Annotated in this window: 16 protein-coding genes; 5 read left to right on the forward strand and 11 right to left on the reverse strand. The window is 67.0% G+C overall.

What is annotated here, in order from left to right; genetic code table 11:
* The first annotated feature begins 86 nt into the window (after positions 1-86).
* Positions 87-1427, forward strand: a complete 1341-nt coding sequence (locus ICC28_RS29320) for a putative T7SS-secreted protein (protein ID WP_188291761.1) — start codon at positions 87-89, stop codon at positions 1425-1427.
* Positions 1424-2167 (forward strand): hypothetical protein, encoded by a 744-nt coding sequence (locus ICC28_RS29325; protein WP_223189813.1) that lies wholly within the window; start codon positions 1424-1426, stop codon positions 2165-2167. The genes ICC28_RS29320 and ICC28_RS29325 overlap by 4 nt, the downstream gene beginning before the upstream one ends.
* Positions 2168-2211: 44 nt before the next feature.
* Here ICC28_RS29325 and ICC28_RS29330 read toward each other — a convergent pair whose 3' ends face one another.
* From ICC28_RS29330 to ICC28_RS29360, 7 genes are all read right to left on the reverse strand, one after another.
* Positions 2212-2661 (reverse strand): hypothetical protein, encoded by a 450-nt coding sequence (locus ICC28_RS29330; protein WP_188291762.1) that lies wholly within the window; start codon positions 2659-2661, stop codon positions 2212-2214.
* Positions 2662-2760: 99 nt separating this feature from the next.
* Positions 2761-3543 carry a hypothetical protein gene (locus ICC28_RS29335; protein ID WP_188291889.1) on the reverse strand — a complete coding sequence of 261 codons (783 nt, stop codon included), beginning with the start codon at positions 3541-3543 and terminating at the stop codon, positions 2761-2763.
* 143 nt (positions 3544-3686) lie between these two features.
* Positions 3687-4229: a hypothetical protein gene (locus ICC28_RS29340; protein WP_317454120.1), complete on the reverse strand. Its 543-nt coding sequence runs from the start codon at positions 4227-4229 to the stop codon at positions 3687-3689.
* Between the two features lie 32 nt (positions 4230-4261).
* Entirely contained in the window at positions 4262-4930 is a 669-nt protein-coding gene (locus ICC28_RS29345) for a hypothetical protein (RefSeq protein WP_188291763.1), read from the reverse strand.
* Positions 4911-5507 (reverse strand): hypothetical protein, encoded by a 597-nt coding sequence (locus ICC28_RS29350; RefSeq protein WP_188291764.1) that lies wholly within the window; start codon positions 5505-5507, stop codon positions 4911-4913. Before ICC28_RS29350 ends, ICC28_RS29345 begins: the two co-directional genes overlap by 20 nt.
* Positions 5508-5538: 31 nt before the next feature.
* Complete coding sequence (locus ICC28_RS29355; RefSeq protein WP_188291765.1) at positions 5539-6771, reverse strand: putative T7SS-secreted protein; 1233 nt, start codon at positions 6769-6771, stop codon at positions 5539-5541.
* A complete protein-coding gene (locus ICC28_RS29360; RefSeq protein ID WP_188291766.1) occupies positions 6768-7079 on the reverse strand; it encodes a WXG100 family type VII secretion target in 312 nt (103 codons plus the stop codon). The genes ICC28_RS29355 and ICC28_RS29360 overlap by 4 nt, the downstream gene beginning before the upstream one ends.
* A gap of 105 nt (positions 7080-7184) precedes the next feature.
* Here ICC28_RS29360 and ICC28_RS29365 point away from each other — a divergent pair, with 105 nt between their 5' ends.
* On the forward strand, positions 7185-7865 hold the full coding sequence (locus tag ICC28_RS29365; protein ID WP_188291767.1) for a hypothetical protein: 681 nt from the start codon (positions 7185-7187) through the stop codon (positions 7863-7865).
* Between the two features lie 72 nt (positions 7866-7937).
* Here the strand turns inward: ICC28_RS29365 and ICC28_RS29370 are convergent, their stop codons facing one another.
* Positions 7938-8240 (reverse strand): WXG100 family type VII secretion target, encoded by a 303-nt coding sequence (locus ICC28_RS29370; protein WP_188291768.1) that lies wholly within the window; start codon positions 8238-8240, stop codon positions 7938-7940.
* 361 nt (positions 8241-8601) lie between these two features.
* Here ICC28_RS29370 and ICC28_RS29375 point away from each other — a divergent pair, with 361 nt between their 5' ends.
* Positions 8602-13287, forward strand: coding sequence for an FtsK/SpoIIIE domain-containing protein (locus tag ICC28_RS29375; RefSeq protein ID WP_188291769.1), 4686 nt, complete (start codon positions 8602-8604; stop codon positions 13285-13287).
* Between the two features lie 9 nt (positions 13288-13296).
* On the opposite strand, the gene ICC28_RS29380 is transcribed toward ICC28_RS29375, so the two are convergent.
* Positions 13297-15096 (reverse strand): serine/threonine-protein kinase, encoded by a 1800-nt coding sequence (locus ICC28_RS29380; RefSeq protein ID WP_188291770.1) that lies wholly within the window; start codon positions 15094-15096, stop codon positions 13297-13299.
* Between the two features lie 116 nt (positions 15097-15212).
* The gene (locus ICC28_RS29385; protein WP_188291771.1) at positions 15213-16061 is read right to left on the reverse strand and encodes a menaquinone biosynthetic enzyme MqnA/MqnD family protein; all 849 of its coding nucleotides are present in this window, start codon (positions 16059-16061) and stop codon (positions 15213-15215) included.
* Between the two features lie 286 nt (positions 16062-16347).
* Between ICC28_RS29385 and ICC28_RS29390 the strand changes: the two genes are divergently transcribed.
* Entirely contained in the window at positions 16348-16551 is a 204-nt protein-coding gene (locus ICC28_RS29390) for a cold-shock protein (protein ID WP_037627265.1), read from the forward strand.
* Positions 16552-16651: 100 nt separating this feature from the next.
* Here the strand turns inward: ICC28_RS29390 and ICC28_RS29395 are convergent, their stop codons facing one another.
* Positions 16652-17257 (reverse strand): helix-turn-helix domain-containing protein, encoded by a 606-nt coding sequence (locus ICC28_RS29395; RefSeq protein WP_223189816.1) that lies wholly within the window; start codon positions 17255-17257, stop codon positions 16652-16654.
* Positions 17258-17278 lie beyond the last annotated feature (21 nt).

The raw sequence follows: 17278 nt of genomic DNA on the forward strand, positions 1-17278 counted from the left end.
AACCTACCCGCCCGAGACGGGACTACGGAACAGGAGGAAAGAGACATGTCACACATTGGCAGATCAGGAGAGTGGAAGGAAGCCGGATGAGCTCCGACGCCTATCCGAACCTGGGGTTCGATCCGGCCCCGGGGGATCTTCAGTCTGTACGGGATCTAGCAGCGGCAGTCGGCCGCGTCATCGAAGGAAGTAACACAGCCCGTACGGAACTTGTCAGGATGGGCTCTTCTGACGGTGTATGGGCAGGCAAATCCGCCGACGCATTCCAGGCCACCTTTTCCGCAGTTCCTCCTTACCTGAAGAAGTCCTTGGACTCACTGACCGCGGCGCGCCGAGCCATCAGCTCCTGGGAAACCCAGCTGGAGGCGTTCCAAGCAAGGGCAAGGAAGCTGGAATCGGAGGCGGCCGAAGCGGCACGCCGAGTCAGCTCAGCGCAGACCGCAGTGGAGGCTCTGCCCGCATCTACATCCGGAATGTCCGACAAGGAGAAGGAACGACACGAGAAGGACAGCAAGGAAAAAAGGGGAACTCTGGATTCAGCCAACAGTGATCTTTCTGCGATCCGAAGTCGAGCCTTCACACTCCAGTCCGAGCACGAGACTGCCGCGAAGAGCGTCTCACGTGCGCTCAAGGGGGCAGCGGACGATGCTCCCCCTGAGCCCGGCTGGTTCGAGGAGGCATTGGACTTTGCCACCGACTTGATTGCCGACGCATGGGACACCGTCACGGATCCGAACTTCTGGAAGATGATCGGCGACATCATGGCAGACTTGGCAATGATTGTCGGTATTGCCGCGATACTGTTCAGCGGTCTCGCCGTCGCCGCGTTCATCCTTGCGGGTCTCGCTATCGCCTTCCACCTTGCTGCCAAGGCCGGCGGCGCCGATGTCACGTGGGAAACAATAGCCTGGGACGCGGCCGGACTGATCGCCGGCGGTGTGGGATTGGCCGGCTCGCGTCTCGCACAGTCCGGCCGAGCATTGATCGAATCCGGCCGTGCTCTTCGCCTGTCCGAGGGCTTCATGGCTACCGTCAGCAAGGTCGGGCCGGGCAGTTGGGGTGCGCTCAAGGCCATCCCCAGCGGAGTTGCCAACTCCGCACGAGGTCTATCCACTGCTGGAAAGGGCTGGGCTTTTAGCGCAGCGGGCACCGCGATCGATACCACCGCCGCTTGGACCGGAGGAACTTTGGCGATCCTCTCCAACATGCATAACGGCACCTGGGATCAGGGACGTTGGACCGACGGCGAGGAAGAGGTAGCAGACCTACCGGTAGTCGGTCCCTTCATCGACTACTTCGCGGGCGAAGAACAAGTGGTGGCCCCTGGGCCCTCATACCCTACTTTTGATACGTCAACCGTCCTGACTTCCTCCGGTAGTTCCTTCACCAAACACCTCGACCCATCACAGGTGGGTGCAGCTGCATGAACACTGCCGATCACGCCATGTACAGCAACATCGAGCACAGCAACGCAACACCGGTCCGATACTCCTTTCACCACGAAGTGCCCGAGGAGTTCGTTCGGCTTCCCGATCCGACAGCCTCGGACGGCTGGCGTCAGGCCGTGGTTGAGCTGATACCCGGTTCCGATGAGGAGCAGCTAGAGGCCTTCAGCGCAGGCCTACGCCGCCAGCTGCCGTTGCTGAGCGCGAAAGAGAACGTCGTTCTTACCGCCATGTGCATCGGCACTGAAGAGGTGGATGGAGATGAACGACTGTCCATGGGGCTGCTCGCCGTAACCGTCCGTCCTAGCGAGCACACCCCTGCCACCCGACTCTTCACCGCCGAGGGGATCTATCAGGCGACTGTGAAGAAGTTCTTTTCGGGGATCGACGAAGAGAAGCTGGCCTCGCTCAGCCTCCCGCTTGGCGAGGGCCTCCAGGGTGTGCAGGACATGGTGCTCGCAACCAAACTCCCATGCGGCCCGGGAGTGATGTCCACCTCCTTGCGCAGCCTGCAGCTTCCACCGCTCGAAGCTGGCCTATCCCTGCCCCCACTAGCCACGGCTGCAATCCAACTGGTCGTGCCCGCGCCCCACAGCTACTGCGTATACGTGACGATCTCCACGCCGTCCGTCTTCCTCCTCGATTCATACAGTGCACGATTGGCGCATATCGGACGAACGCTCAAATTCGACGATCTCCCCATTACGGCGGAGCCCCGGTGATCTGATCCATCGGCAAGTTGAGAGCTGGTGGCTCGGCCCGCAGCTCACGATTCGCCCCTCCCCCTCCGCAGCATGGCGAGCTTCGGCAACCCCCACTGTGTAAGCGGCGCCGCCAGCGGAATCAGTACGTAGAGGAGTGAGTCCGTGACCAGGCCGATCAGGCAGTTCGACAGGGAGCCGCCGAAGATCACCAAGGGGATGTGGAAGTCCCGCTGAGGCGATCGCCGGTATTTCAGGATCAGTCCGATCATGGCGGCCGTGGCGACGACCCCGGCGGGCCCCAGGACATACCGAAGGACGGCCATGGCGATGTCGTCCGAGGCGGCGCCCACGATCATGGCCGCGCAGAACAGCAGAGGTGGCACCACCGAGATCACGCGCACCACGGCAACGTCCTTGGAGTAGGCGCGCTCTGCCGCCTCCCGTTCGCGCTCCTTCTCCTGCCTGCTGCGTTCCACCTCGAAGTAGTGCTCGCCCGGCTCGCGGCGGGTCACCAGTGGGACCACCCGGCGTCGGCGGTGTACTCGTTCTGCGGCGGGTCCACCAACCTCTCGAAGCCTCTCTCCGGGGATGGAAGGAGCGCTCACTTCCCCTCAGTCCAGCGGCACTTCCTCCACCACCGTCTCCCCGAACCGCCACACTCGTCGGTCCCCCGCCGCCTCCGCCTTCAGGCCCGTCTCCCAGGCGATGCGGGCCGCGCGGGCGTGGGTGAGGGCGGGGTAGTCCTCGGGGGTCACGTCGATGTAGGCACCCCTGACCGGCGGGCGGGTGCGCAGCGCCTCGCGGAGCCTGTTCTCCTGGTTCTGCCGGGCGGCGGCCTGCGTCGCTTCCTCGTCCCGGCGGAGCTTGGCCATGGCCCCCCGCCGCACGGCCCAGGGGACCGCACCCAGTGCGGCGAGGGCGGCGGCGGCCGCGGTGAGGGCGTCGCCCGTGGCGTCGGCCTCGCCCAGGGTTTGGGGGCGGAGTTCGCCGGTCGGGTCCTCGATGACCGTGATCTTCTGGCCGACGGCGTAGAGGTCGGTCTCGGCGTTCAGGGCGGGGCCGGGCACCCGGGTGCCGTCCTCGTGCTCCAGCTCGTAGTCGGACATGCGCGATCCGCGCCCGTGGACCGGGATCGGCCGCTCCTCGACGACCGTGACGGTGACCTTCTCGCCACGCCGCTGAAGGGTGAGGTCGTCGCGCGCCACGTCCATGACGTAGACGGAAGCCGCCGACGTGAGCACGATGAACAGCGCCGCGCCCAGGCCGGATTCCGGGGTTCCCGACTTCCCGATCAGTACGACCAGCAGAACTCCGTGTGCGATCCAGAGAGGGATCCCGACGAGGGGGCCGACCTCGTCGGCCAGTACCGACATCCCCGCGATCACTGCGAGCACGTAGCCCGCAATACCTGACGCCAAAACAGCGAGATGGCGAGTTCGTCTCCTGCCGATTTCACCCTCTGGCTGTACAGCGCCACTCATGCTCGCCCTCCGCCGTCCCGACCTCCCAGCCCTGCCTGTTGAACCTGGCACAAGCGTCAGATCACCCATCTCAAAGACCCCGCAATGGCATCCGACAACCGCTCCATCGGCCCGGACATCCCTGTCAGCAACGCCGAGAAGGAAAGCGTCAGGTAGCCCACCCCTCCAGGCATGCAAACGTGGATGTCCAGTGTCGTGTCGCTGAGAACTCTCACGGCTGTGCCCGCGGCAAGATCCATCACCGACACCTGCCGCCGCTCACGGCCTTCAGGTTCTTGCATTTCGAGCCACGCCGCGTACTTCTGCGGATCGGCCGGCGTCTTTCCCATGGGCTCCAAGGACACAAGGAGCGAGACGGGCATGCTGCCGTCCCGGGAAGTGGCCAGAAGGTAGAACTCCATGGCGCCGTGCGCTCGGCCCGCTTCCGCAGTATTGCGAAGCGTGGCCCATACGCTCCGTGTGATCTCCGCAGAGACATGCCTGCCTGCCGTCTGCTTGTCGACGAATGTCTTGAGCTGCGAGCGCCAGCGCTCCTGTGTGAGATCGATGCGGAACCACTCCCGTGGCACCAACAGGCTGTAGTCCCTGGGAATGGCCACCTGTGGTGAAGCATCCTCCTCTGTTGGCTCCCTCACCCCGGCATCACCAACGGGGCTCCCTGGTCGTCGAAGAAACGGATGCTCTTCACGACGCCGGCGAACATGGCGGAAAAGACGTCCCACCCTTCAATCGTCGGCGTTCCCATCTCCAGCACCAGCAAAGTACCGTTGTTCAGCGGAATCTGAACCTGAATGAACGACGTCCATATCGACTCATCCTGCCCGGACTGCGTCAGGCTGCCGTCGATGCTGGACGGCCGGTTACCGACGCATGTCACCGCCGGGCCGCAGGGCAGACGCGTTTCGCCAATCTGTCCGAGCTCCAGGTGCCGCATGGTGGCCGCGATGAAGCCCGCCGGATTGTCACCGGCTCGCTCGTCAAGGTCCATGAGGCTGACGTTCACCGTGGCCGTGCAGCGGATGCCCTCGACCTCCGTGGTCACGAAGCCCGCGTACTGCACGCCTGCCTCGATGAACTCGTCGTAATGTGCCGCGCACATGGCGGCGTACTGCAACTGCACTTCCTCATCGGCACCAGGCAGCGCCCGTTTGGCCAACTCGATGAGTTTCTCTGCCATTTCATCGAGATCATCCGCCTCGAAGGGTAGTTCAAGGAAGCCTTCTGGCATGATCCAGCGGATCTCTATGCCACCGCTTCCCGTAAGGCTGCGCTGGGCTTCTTCAACGAAGTCCGTTGTCATCTGCGCCCTTGTTCTCAGACCGTTCGCGGCCGTCCACTTCAGGACGGAATTTCGCGGCGAACGGGTACGGTCCGTAGTGTGGATAGTGAGCGGGGATATCGGCTCCTCCCCGTCGAGCGAGGTGCGCAATCTCCCGGTACTTTGCCGCCCGGGCCCGCAGGTTCTGCTGAACCGGGTCACCCCAGTGCGACATCGCGCTTCGTACGAAGAGGAAGACCTGAACCACCACGACGGCCACAGCAACCGCCAGATAGGCGTTACGGGAGGCTGCCGATTCCCAGTACTGGGCCACGCCACCCCAGTAGACCGCGGCTCCGAAACCCACGAGCGCCAGCGGCACCCCGTGCTTGAAGCCTGCGTTGAACATTGCCTCTTCGTCGAGATGCCGTTGGCGTAGCAGTTCGAGCACTGCCCTGTCGTCCAGGAAGTCGAACCGAAGCTCTCGCCGAGCCTCCTCCGCGACGCGCTTCGCCTCATGTACGGCAGCGATCACCGAGCCACCGACCAAGGTAACCGTGTCACCCCCTCGGCGGCCGACGTACTGCCAGGACTCAAGGTCGTGATCGTCTTGGCTCATCGCACACGCCTTCCGTAACGGTCTACCGGTCCTATGCCGCCAGCGCCGCGTTGAATGCCTTCGGCGAGACATTCGGAGCAGGTCGGGGGCTGGGGCGAGGTGAGGGTGCTGGAGTGGGGGCGACCGTGCTTGTCCTGTTCGCCTCCTGGTAACCGGTCCTCTCGCCGTTCTCACCACTGAGCATCCTGTTCAGTGCACTTGCGAGACCCGTGCCCTTGATCACAGCCGTGATCTTTCTACCCTCGATCATTGCGCTACGTGCCGACCTGCCCAGAACCTTATTGACCAGCGTAACGGCGACACCGTTCAAGAATTTGTGCCCAATACCGTCAAGCGCCGCCAATCCACTGAACCTGAACTTCCCCAGACCCTTTACGCCCTTGAGAGCCTTGAACCCTTTTATTACGCCAAGCCCAGGCAGCACCCCCAATACATCGCCACCCAGCTTTAGCCAGTCGACCTTTCCACCGCGCACCGCCATGTCGTATGCGTGACCGGCGAGGGCAGCTGCACTGGTTAGCACAGCAAGGGCCGCAAATATGGGGACCAGGAACTGAAGCGGCGGAACGAAGGCGCAGATCACCGCAAGCACGGACAGGACTGCCGAGATGTTCGACAACATATCGGCCCAGTCCGCAAGGAAGTTCATGAAACCGCCAGGATCTCGGACCGCATCATGATGCACGATGTTCTTGATATGGCGGGCAGCCTTGTCCCCGGCGTCGTCATAAATGCCCCTGGCTTCTTTCACTGCCTTGCGTGCGTCACCAAAGCGCTTTAGGGCATCGTCTCGCTTCTTGACCCAGCGCTCGTACTCCTCCTTCTCCGCGGCAGGAATATCGCTCATAGGGTACTTGTCAGTGAACTTCTTCACCTCGCCATCGGCAAGGTCATGGTCGGCCTTGGCCTCACGATAATCAGCTAGCGCCTTGTCGGCCTTCCGCTGCGCGCGGCGCATTTCGCTGGCAAACTGGTCGGAGCTGCCTTCGCGTACTTCCTCGCCGATGGCCTTGGCTGCCTCGTCATAACGCTCGAAGGATTTCTTCAGCTTGTCTGCCGTACCGTCTGCGATCTCATGAAATGCTTTCCCGGCCTCACTGTCCCAACCTTCCACCGAGGCAAGCGCTTTGATGACCCGGGACTGCTCATCGATCATATCGGCCATCTTGCGCAACTTACGCCCCAGTTCGGCCACTTCATCAGGGTCACCCGGGGTCGGGTCGTCGTGCCACAGAGGCGGCCAGTCAGCGTCAGACCTGCTCACTTCTTCCCCTTGCTCTGCGCCTTGGCTTCCCGGATGGCCTTGGCCAGCTCCTGGTCGATCTCGTCGTACGCCTTGGCAGCAGTCCGCGTAAACTCAGCCAGCTGCTCAAGCTCCTTCATCAGTTTCTTCCGCGTCTTCTTCCAAGTGTCCCCGAAGTCCGAGAAAGCATCCTTTAGACCACCATGACCAACCGCCTGGCCGTACTCATCCGCGGGATTTCCGTGCCGCTCGAACTCGCCATGGATCTTGGTCAGATCACGAGAGCACTGCTTGATGGCAGCGAGATCCGCCTTGATATGGTCCCCCATGAGTAATACCTCTCTCTAACTCTGCGATCGCCCTCATGGAGCCCGGTACGAGATACGCTCTCGACGCACCGATCCTGTTTCCGCATCGGCAAGGAGAGTCTTGACGTGACACGTAGAGGCAAGCAGCGCGTGGCAACGGACCGTCTTGGCATCCACGCTGAAGCTAGCGAATGGTGCTGGATCGACAAGATCCCGCAGCCTCCGGCGGAAGTACTCCAAGCCGCGGGCAACCCGCGTCTCCGCCCTGCCGCCCTGCCGCCACTGGCCATGATCGGTACGGTGCTCGGTGCGCCATTCATGCCCCTCATCATGCTGCTGAGCCTTTTGTCCGATGCAGAAGAAGCCGTTAAGCGCTCCCTTGGCACAAAGGAAGAAAAGGAACAGTGGCGAGCCAAGAAGAAGGATGCCAGGCGCCGCGACGCTTCCATCACCCAGCAAGGCCTCAACAAGGTATTCGACGGAAATTGGCACGGTAGCGCCGGACAGTTCCTGCTGCATTGGTACAGCCACTCCACCCACCACCAGCGACTGCTGCTCGCCACCCAGGAAGGGATCGTCCTGGCAGCCCCACCGCGGCGCGTCAGCGCGGGAAGGGAGAAGCACATGCAGATCGTCGCCCGTCTTCCCGCCACCGAAGCAACCCTCGTCGACCCGTTCTCCGGCGAGTTCGAGACGAGGATGCTGCTGATCCGCTTCCGTGATGGATCCTGGCTACGAGTCGATACTGAAGAACTTCGCAGCGACCTCCATATGTACGCACTCCGGCGTCCTCCCACCGACATCTGACGCGATCCGGCCGGTGCGGCGGCCCACCCCGGACCGCCGCACCACCGCAAAGCGTCCGTCAGCTGACGGACGTCACTTGCTGCGAGCCTGCTTCGCCAGCTCGTCGTCGATCTGCTCGAACTTGTCGGCCGCCATGGTGAGGTAGTCGCCCATGCCGTCGAGGCCGTCGAGGGTTTCCTTCGAGCCGTTGACGAACTCGGTGAAGTTCTCGTCGAAGGCCTTGGAGGAGCTCTTGGTGACGTAGCCGCCCTCGACGAGGTTGTTGATGTACTTCTTCAGGCCGTCGAGCTTCTCCTGGAGCCGTTCCTTCTCCTTCACGACATGCTTGGCAGCGTCCCGCATGTCCTGGTATGTGATGTCAAGGTCCTTGGCCATGAAGCCGCTCCCTATCCACAACGCCGCAGGGCCAACCCCCGTGGCTCCCTGTTTGCGGTCCGACAGTGACCGGCCCGCCTCCACTCGCGTGTGGCAGCCGGTGTGATCGTCCGCTCTTGAGGCAGCAGCTTACGGGGGCGGCCAGAGGTGTCACATCCCGGCTTTGTGAACAAGCCGTCATGACCCCGTCACAGGACCGTGCGCATCTCGTTGCCATCGGGAAGACGGGCGGCCGAAGACGGGAGGCGGCAGGAGCGGCGGCTCCCCGCTGTCGCCGCTCGGCGCCCAGCGGATATCGTCGCTTCCAACTGTGGCCAGCGTTGCGGAAGCGGTCGCAGGGGCAGCGGGGAGGACAAGAGACGTGCGCCTGACTCTGACCGTCGTCGACCCGTTCGGCGGGGGCACCGCCGACGTCGTGCTCGATGCCGATCCTGAGTCCACGATGGGGGACATCGCCGCCGAGCTCGCCAAGCAGGTCGGGCACAGCGGGGCTCAGGTCATTCCGCTCGGGCAGCAGGCCCCGGCCAACAACGCCCCTCTCCTCTACGTCGACGGTTACCCCGTCGACCCCTCCGCCACCGTCCTCGGCTCGCCCCTCCGCGAGGGCGCCGTCGTCAGTCTCCAGGATCCCTCCGGCTGTCTGCCCGGCGAGCCGACCGGGCTCGTCGAGCTGCGGGTCGTGGGCGGGCCGACGGCCGGGTACGTGCACCGGCTCGGCGTCGGCCGGTACGACATCGGCAGCGGGCCGGCCAGTTACGTCCGTATCGACGACCCCGAACTCGACGCCCGCGCCCTCACCCTCTCCGTCGCCACCGACGGCACCTGCCGTTTCGTCGTCCACGGTGACAAGAAGGAGGCCACCCTCGACGGCACCTCCATCGAGGACGTCCTCCATCCCAAGGACGACAAGGACACCAATAAGAAGGGGAAGAAGGGGAAGAAGGGCAAGAAGGGCAAGCGGAAGAAGAAGGGGACGGAGGAGGGCGGCGGTGACAGCACCCCCGTCGACCGTGACATCTGGCCCTTCGGCGGGCAGATCGCCATCGGTAACTCCCTCGTCGAGCTTGCCCGTTACTCCCCGCCCAACGCCGCCCTGAAGTGGTCCGAGGACGGTATCGGCCTCGACTACAACCGGCCGCCGCGGCTGCGGCCGCCGGAGCGGCAGACGCGGTTCCGGCTGCCGTCGCCGCCGCGTGAGTACGAGGCCCGGCCGCTGCCGTGGCTGATGGCGCTGACGCCGCTCGTCGGGGCCGTGGTGTCCGTGCTGATCTTCCAGCGCTGGTACTACCTGATCATGGCGGCGCTCAGCCCGTTCCTCCTCTTCGCGAACTACTACAACGACAAGAAGCACGGCCGGAAGTCGCACGCGAAGCAGGTCAAGGAGTACGAGGAGCAGAAGGCGCGGATCGAGCAGGACGCGCAGGACGCCCTGGTCACCGAGCGCAACGACCGTCGGCAGGCCATTCCCGATCCGGCGACCGTGCTGTCGATGGCGACGGGGCCGCGTACCCGGCTGTGGGAGCGGCGGCGGACCGACCGTGACCATCTCCTGCTGCGCGTGGGCACCGGGAAGCTGCCCTCCGAGGTCGTGCTCGACGACCCCGAGCAGGACGAGCACAAGCGCGAGGTCACCTGGACGATCGAGGACGCGCCCGTCGCGCTGAACCTGCGCGGGCTGGGGGTCATCGGCATGGCCGGGCCCGGGGACTCGGCGCGGGCCATGGGGCGTTGGGCGGTGGCACAGTTCGCCGCCCTGCACAGCCCCATGGACGTGCAGTTCTACGTCCTGTCCGAGCACTCCGCACAGGACGGCTGGGACTGGGTGCGCTGGCTGCCGCACGCCAGGCCGTCGAGCGGGCAGGACGTCAACGTCCTGATCGGCACCGATGCCGAGACCGTCGGCGCCCGTATCGGGGAGCTGACGCAGATCCTGGACGCGCGCAAGAAGGCCGCCGAGCAGAACCGCAGCCAGGGCACCTCCTTCACCGACCCGGACATCGTCGTCGTATGGGACGGGTCGCGGCGGCTGCGGTCGTTGCCGGGCGTGGTACGGCTGCTGCGCGAGGGGCCGTCCGTGTCCATGTACGCGCTCTGCCTCGACGCCGAGGAACGGTTCCTGCCGGGCGAGTGCCAGGCCTTCGTCGTAGCGGAGCCGAAGGCCGAGGAGTATCGGCAGCAGCAACAGGGGGTGTCGCAGCAGCAGGTGCCGGCCGCCGGGGGGTTTCCGTCCTTCCAGGCCTGGCATCAGAGTGCGCCCGAGTCCGGTGGGGCTGGGGCTCAGCGGGTCGACAAGTTGCGGCTGCGGGTGGAGGAGGCGGGTGCCGAGCGGCGCAAGGACGTGCGGCCGGACTTCGTGTCCGCGGCCTGGTGCCTGCGGCTCGCCCGGTCCCTGTCGTCCCTGCGTGACATCAGCGGGGAGACCGAGGACTCGGCGCTGCCGGGCGCCAGTCGGCTGCTCGACGTGCTGCAGCTGGAGCCGCCGACCAGTGACGCCATCGTCGCCCGGTGGCGGATGGGCGGGCAGTCGACGCTCGCCGTGATCGGTGAGTCGTACGACGGGCCCTTCGGGATCGACATCCGCAAGGACGGGCCGCACGGACTCATCGCCGGTACGACCGGTTCCGGTAAGTCGGAGCTGCTGCAGACGATCGTCGCCGCGCTCGCCGTCGCCAACACGCCCGAGAACATGACCTTCGTGCTGGTCGACTACAAGGGCGGCGCGGCCTTCAAGGACTGTGTCCATCTGCCGCACACCGTCGGCATGGTGACCGACCTGGACGCCCATCTCGTGGAGCGGGCGCTGGAATCGCTCGGCGCCGAGTTGCACCGGCGTGAGCACATCCTGGCGGCGGCGGACGCGAAGGACATCGAGGACTACCAGGATCTGGTCCGGCGGGATCCGTCCCACAAGCCGGTGCCCCGACTCCTCATCGTCATCGACGAGTTCGCGTCGATGGTGCGCGATCTGCCCGACTTCGTCACGGGACTCGTCAATATCGCTCAGCGAGGGCGGTCCCTCGGTATTCATCTGCTCCTCGCCACCCAGCGGCCCTCCGGTGTGGTGTCGCCCGAGATCCGCGCCAACACCAACCTCCGTATCGCGCTGCGCGTGACCGACGGCGGCGAGTCGACGGACGTCATCGACTCCCCCGAGGCCGGGCACATCTCCAAGAGCACGCCGGGCCGGGCGTACGTGCGGCTCGGACACGCCTCGCTGGTGCCGTTCCAGTCGGGGCGCGTGGGTGGCCGGCGGCCGGGTGCCGCCGATCCGACGGTCCTCATGCCGTGGGTGTCGCCGCTGACCTGGGAGGACCTGGGCCGGGCCGCGCTGACCAAGCCCAAGGCCGAGTCGCGCGAGGACGAGGAGATCACCGACCTCAAGGTGCTCGTCGACGAGATCCGCGCCGCCAACCAGTCGCTGGGCATCCCCCCGCAGCACAGCCCCTGGCTGCCCGCCCTCGACGAGACGCTGCTGCTCGACGACGTCCCCGCCCCGGCCTTCACCCCGGGACCCGGCAAGCTGCCGCCCGCGGTCTACGGCATCGAGGACCTGCCCGCGCTGCAGGCCCGCCGCCCGGTCGCCGTCGACTTCGAGTCCTTCGGGCACCTGATGATCGGCGGTGCTCCGCGCAGCGGACGCTCGCAGGTGCTGCGGACCATCGCCGGCTCGCTCGCCCGCACCCACTCGGTGGCCGACGTGCACCTGTACGGCATCGACTGCGGCAACGGCGCGCTCAACGCGCTGACCCGGCTGCCGCACTGCGGCGCGGTCGTCAGCCGTAACCAGACCGAGCGGGTGGTCCGGCTCGTGAACCGGCTCAAGGGTGAAATGGACCGCCGCCAGGGCGTGTTGGCGGACAAGGGCTTCGCCGACATCGGCGAGCAGCGGGCCGCGGTCGCGGAGGACGAGCGGCTGCCGCACATCGTCGTCCTGCTGGACCGCTGGGAGGGCTGGGTGCCCACCCTCGGCGAGGTGGACCACGGCGCGCTCACCGACGACCTGCAGACGATGATGCGGGAGGGCGCCTCCGTCGGCATCCACCTCGTCCTCACCGGTGACCGCACGCTGCTGGTGGGCCGTATCGCCACGCTGACGGAGGACAAGTACGGTCTGCGCCTGTCCGACCGCAGCGACTTCTCCTCGCTCGGCATCCCGACCCGCAAGGTGCCCGAGGAGATCCCGCCGGGCCGCGCCTTCAAGAACGAGGCCGGTACGGAGACGCAGTTCGCGCTGCTCGCCGAGGACACCACCGGCCAGGGCCAGGCGGCGGCGCTGACGGCGATCGGCGAGGCGGCGACCGCGCGCGACGCCGAAGTGCCGCGCGCCAAGCGGCCGTTCCGGGTGGACAGCCTGCCCAGCCGGATCTCCTTCCCCGAGGCGTGGGAGCTGCGCGACCCGGACGTCTCCGGCTCCAAGCTGTACGCGCTGGCCGGCATCGGCGGCGACGAGATCGTCGGCTTCGGCCCCGACCTCGCGCAGGGCGTGCCGTCGTTCGTCATCGCGGGCCCGGCGAAGTCGGGCCGCTCGACGGTGCTGATGAACTTCGCGCAGTCGTTCCTGAAGCAGGGCGCGCGTCTTGTCGTGGCCGCCCCGCGCCAGTCGCCGGTGCGCCAACTCGACGGTGTGGAGGGCGTGCTGAAGGTCTTCACCGGCGACGACATCGACGAGGACGAGTTCGAGGAGCTCATCGACGACGCCGAGCCGTCGCCCGAGAACCCGGTCGTGGTCCTCGTCGACGACGGCGAGATCCTGGAGGACTGCGACGCCGAGAGCCAGATGAAGAAGATCGTCTCCCGTGGCGCCGAACGCGGGCTCGCGCTCGTCATCGCCGGTGACGAGGAGGACGTGTGCAGCGGCTTCTCCGGCTGGCAGGTCGACGCCAAGAAGGCCCGCCGCGGCATCCTGCTCTCCCCGCAGGAGACCTCCAGCGGCGACCTGATCGGCTACCGCATCAACCGCGGCATGGTCGGCGGCCCGGCGGTGCCGGGCAAGGGCATGCTGCACCTCGGTGACGGCGAGCTGCGGACCGTGGTCATCCCCGGGTGACGGCTACTTCTACTCGATCTTCGACAGGCGGGAGGTCGGGTACCCCGACTCCTCGCTGTCGGAGGCGTAGTCGAGGTCGTCACCGACGGGGGTGAGGGTGACCGTCGTGGTCGCCGGGTTGCAGCCCTTGTGGTTCGACTCGGCGCCGACGGACGTCGCCACGAGCCGCTTCGCGGAGACGCTCTTCAGGGTGAGTACGTCGTTGCAGACCCCGCCGAGCACGTCTGTCTGGCGGAGTCTGCCCAACTCCTCGCCCGGCTGCGCCCGGTGGACGGTGAGCCGGAAGGTGCCGATGGGGAGCTTGCCGTCGAGGGCGACGCCCTGGCCCTCCCAGGTGCCGAGGTAGGCGGTGAGCGCGTCGGGCGCCGCGGTGGCGGAGGCGGGGGCGGAGGCGGCGTTGCTGGGCGTCTGGGAGTAGGCCGGGGCGGCGTCCGAACCGCCCCGGTCCCCTTCGGAGTCGTCCCGCAGCACGCCGAACACGAACACCGACCCGACCGTCACGGCGGCCAGCGACCCCGCGACCGCCAACGCGACGGAACAGCTCATACGGCGCCCCCGGCCGCCCTCCCCCGGCACCGAGGTCGCCGCCACGGAGACCGAGACCCTGCCGGGGCGGCGGGTGGAGGGCTCTTCGCCACCCCGTGGCTCGCCGCTGTCCCGAGGCTCGGCGACACCCCGTGGCCCGCCGCCGTCCCGAGGCCCGCCGCCGTCCCGAGGCTCGGGGACGGCGGCGGAGGGCGTCGATTCGGCGGGCGTGGAAGCGGGCGTAGAAGCGGGTGTAGAAGCGGGCGGCATCGTGGGCGGTGGTCCGAATTGTCCTGCAGCGGGACTTCCGGACTCCTCTACGAGACTTCCCGCCTCCCCCACCGCGGCCCTGCTGAAGCCCACCGGCCCCGAGAGTCCGCCCCCGTCCGTCGCCTCCAGGTTCAGTACCTGTACCGCGCTGCGGCTGACCCGCTCGACCAGCACGCCCGGCAGCCAGCCGTCCGCCACCAGCCGTGCCGTCCCCTGGGGTGCCAGGCGTCGGGCCAGTTCGGCGGGTGCGGGGCGAGCGGCCGGGTCCTTGGCCAGGCATGCCTCCGCCACCTCCCGCAACTCACCGTCCAGCGAGCCGAGTCGGGGTTCCTCGTGGACGACCTTGTAGAGCAGTGCCGCCGAGGAGTCGCCGGGGAAGGGCTGCTGTCCCGTCGCCGCGTACGCCACCACCGCGCCCAGGGAGAAGACGTCCGCCGCGCCGGTCACCCCCTCGCCGAGGATCTGCTCGGGGGACATGTAGCCGGGCGAGCCGATCGAGACGCCGGTGGAGGTCAGGGAGGCCGTGCCGTCGGTGGCGCGGGCGATGCCGAAGTCGATCAGGAGCGGGCCGTCGACGGTCAGCAGGATGTTGGAGGGCTTGACGTCCCGGTGCACCAGGCCGAGTTCGTGCACCGCCGTCAGCGCCTCCGCGAGCCCCGCCGCCAGTACTCGTACCGTGTGGGCGGGCAGCGGGCCGAGGTCGGCGACCGCCGCCGTCAGGGAGGGGCCCGCCGCGTACGCGGTGGCGACCCAGGGGACCGGCGCCTCCGGGTCGGCGTCCAGGACGGGGGCCGTCCAGGCGGCGCCGACCCGGCGCGCGGCCTCGATCTCGCGGCGGAAGCGGGCGCGGAACTCCTCGTCGAGCGCGAAGTGGGGGTGCACGATCTTGACCGCGACGGTCCGGCCGCCGGCGCTGCGCCCCAGGTAGACCCGGCCCATGCCGCCGGAGCCGAGCCGGCCGAGCAGCCGGTAGGGCCCCACGACGGTGGGTTCGTCGACTCCGAGCGGCTGCATGGGCCCTCCCCCGTAGGACTCCGGTCCCGACTCCGGTTCCGGCTTCGGTCCCGACTCCGGTTCTACGGGGGAACGCCTCGGTCTCCCGCGGAACTCCCCAGCAGGTTACGGCCTCATCAGGGGCGCAGCAGATCCACCTGCACATCGGCCGGGAATCCGGTCGTCGGGCCCACCCTGCGCGCGAACTCCGCGACCGCCTTCAACTGGGCCGGTCCGAAGCGGAAGTCGAGGGTGGTGAAGTACTGCTCCAGGACCCGCTCGTCGAAGGCCTCCCAGCGGGCCGCCTGTTCGGCGACCTTGCCGACCTCCTCCAGGGAGAGGTTGCGGGAGGCGAGGAAGGCCTCGTGGACCTTGCGGGTGATGTCCGGCTCGCGTTCCAGGTAGTCCCGGCGGGCGGCCCACACCGCGAAGACGAAGGGCAGGCCGGTCCACTCCTTCCAGAGCGCGCCGAGGTCGTGCACTTCGAGGCCGTAACGCGGTCCGTCGAGCAGGTTGGCGCGCAGGGCCGCGTCCCCGATGAGCACGGCCGCGTCCGCCTCCCGCATCATCAGGCTGAGGTCGGGCGGGCACGCGTAGTAGTCGGGCGTCACGCCGTAGCGCTCGGCGAGCAGCAGTTGGGCAAGGCGTACGGAGGTGCGCGAGGTGGAGCCGAGGGCGACCCGGGCTCCGTCGAGCCGCTCCAGGGGGACCTGCGAGACGATCACGCAGGACATCACCGGTCCGTCGCAGCCGACGGCGATGTCGGGGAAGGCGACCAGGTCGTCCGCGTTCTTGAGGAACTCGACGAGGGTGATGGGCCCGATGTCGAGGTCTCCCTGCACCAGCTTCTCGCTCAGCTTCTCCGGGGTGTCCTTCGTCAGCTCGAAGTCGAGGAGCGTGCCCGTTCTCGCGAGCCCCCAGTACAGGGGCAGGCAGTTCAGGAACTGGATGTGGCCGACGCGCGGCCGGGTGCGAGAATTGTCCACATCGCGAGGCTAGACCCTTTGAGGTACGCTCCAGACTCCGGCCCCAAGGTCAACCCATTTTCTCGATCTTCAAACGTCCGAGTGACGTGATCTTGACCTCTATTGCTTTCGGCTGCCCCCGTGCTAGGCTCGCCGCAAGTTGCAGTTTGGTTTCCCTTGCAGTACAGAGCCTGCGGAGCATGTGACCGCGGGCTCTAGTCGTTTTCAGACGTATGCAGTGCGGTGCGGTAGTTCTCACACTTGCAGGTTCTGGAGCAGGGCAACCCTTTGGGCCCAAGGAGGGCTTATGGCTACCGGAACCGTGAAGTGGTTCAACGCCGAAAAGGGCTTTGGCTTCATCGCCCAGGAGGGCGGCGGCCCCGACGTCTTCGTCCACTACTCCGCGATCAACGCGAACGGCTTCCGTTCGCTGGAGGAGAACCAGTCGGTCTCCTTCGACGTGACCCAGGGCCCGAAGGGCCCGCAGGCGGAGAACGTCACGCCGCTCTAAGCCACCGGCTCGACGAGCCAAGGCTTTGATCCGGACCTGAGAGAAGTACCCAAGGAGCCCCGCGCCGCAAGGCGTCGGGGCTCCTGCCTTTGTGCAGCCTTTATGCGTGCTGCATGACCAGCACGAACGTCGCGCCGGGCACCAGCGCCTCGTAGGAGTGGCGGACGTCCCCGCGGTACGACATGTAGTCGCCGGGCCCCAGCTCGACCTCCTCGCCCGCCGGTCCGGCCTTCATCCGGCCCGTGCTCACGATCAGATGCTCGACCGTGCCCGGAATGTGCGGCTCCGAATCGCGGGCCGCGCCGGGTTCCACCCGTACGTGGTAGACGTCCCGGCGGACGCCGGGCGGGCTGGCCGACAGCAGCGTGGCCGCGTACTCCGCCATCTCGGAGGCGACGGTCGGGCCCTGTCCCGCCCGGATGACCTGGACCGACGGAACCGGGGGTTCCACCAGGGCGCTGAACGGCACGCCGAGCGCCACGCCGAGTGCCCACAGCGTCTCCACGCTCGGGTTCCCGCTCGCCGCCTCCAGCTGGGACAGCGTGGACTTGGCGATTCCGGCCCGTTTGGCCAGCTCGGACAGGGACAGGCCGGCTCGGGTGCGTTCCCGGCGCAGGGCGGCGGCGATCCAGTCGAGGGGCAGGCGGGGCGGGGGATCGGGCCTGGGCTTGGGGTCGCGCTTGGGCTCAGACTCGGACTCGGGCATGCCGTTCGCTCCATCGGTACG

Source organism: Streptomyces sp. TRM68416 (genome assembly GCF_014596915.1).
Lineage (GTDB): Bacteria > Actinomycetota > Actinomycetes > Streptomycetales > Streptomycetaceae > Streptomyces.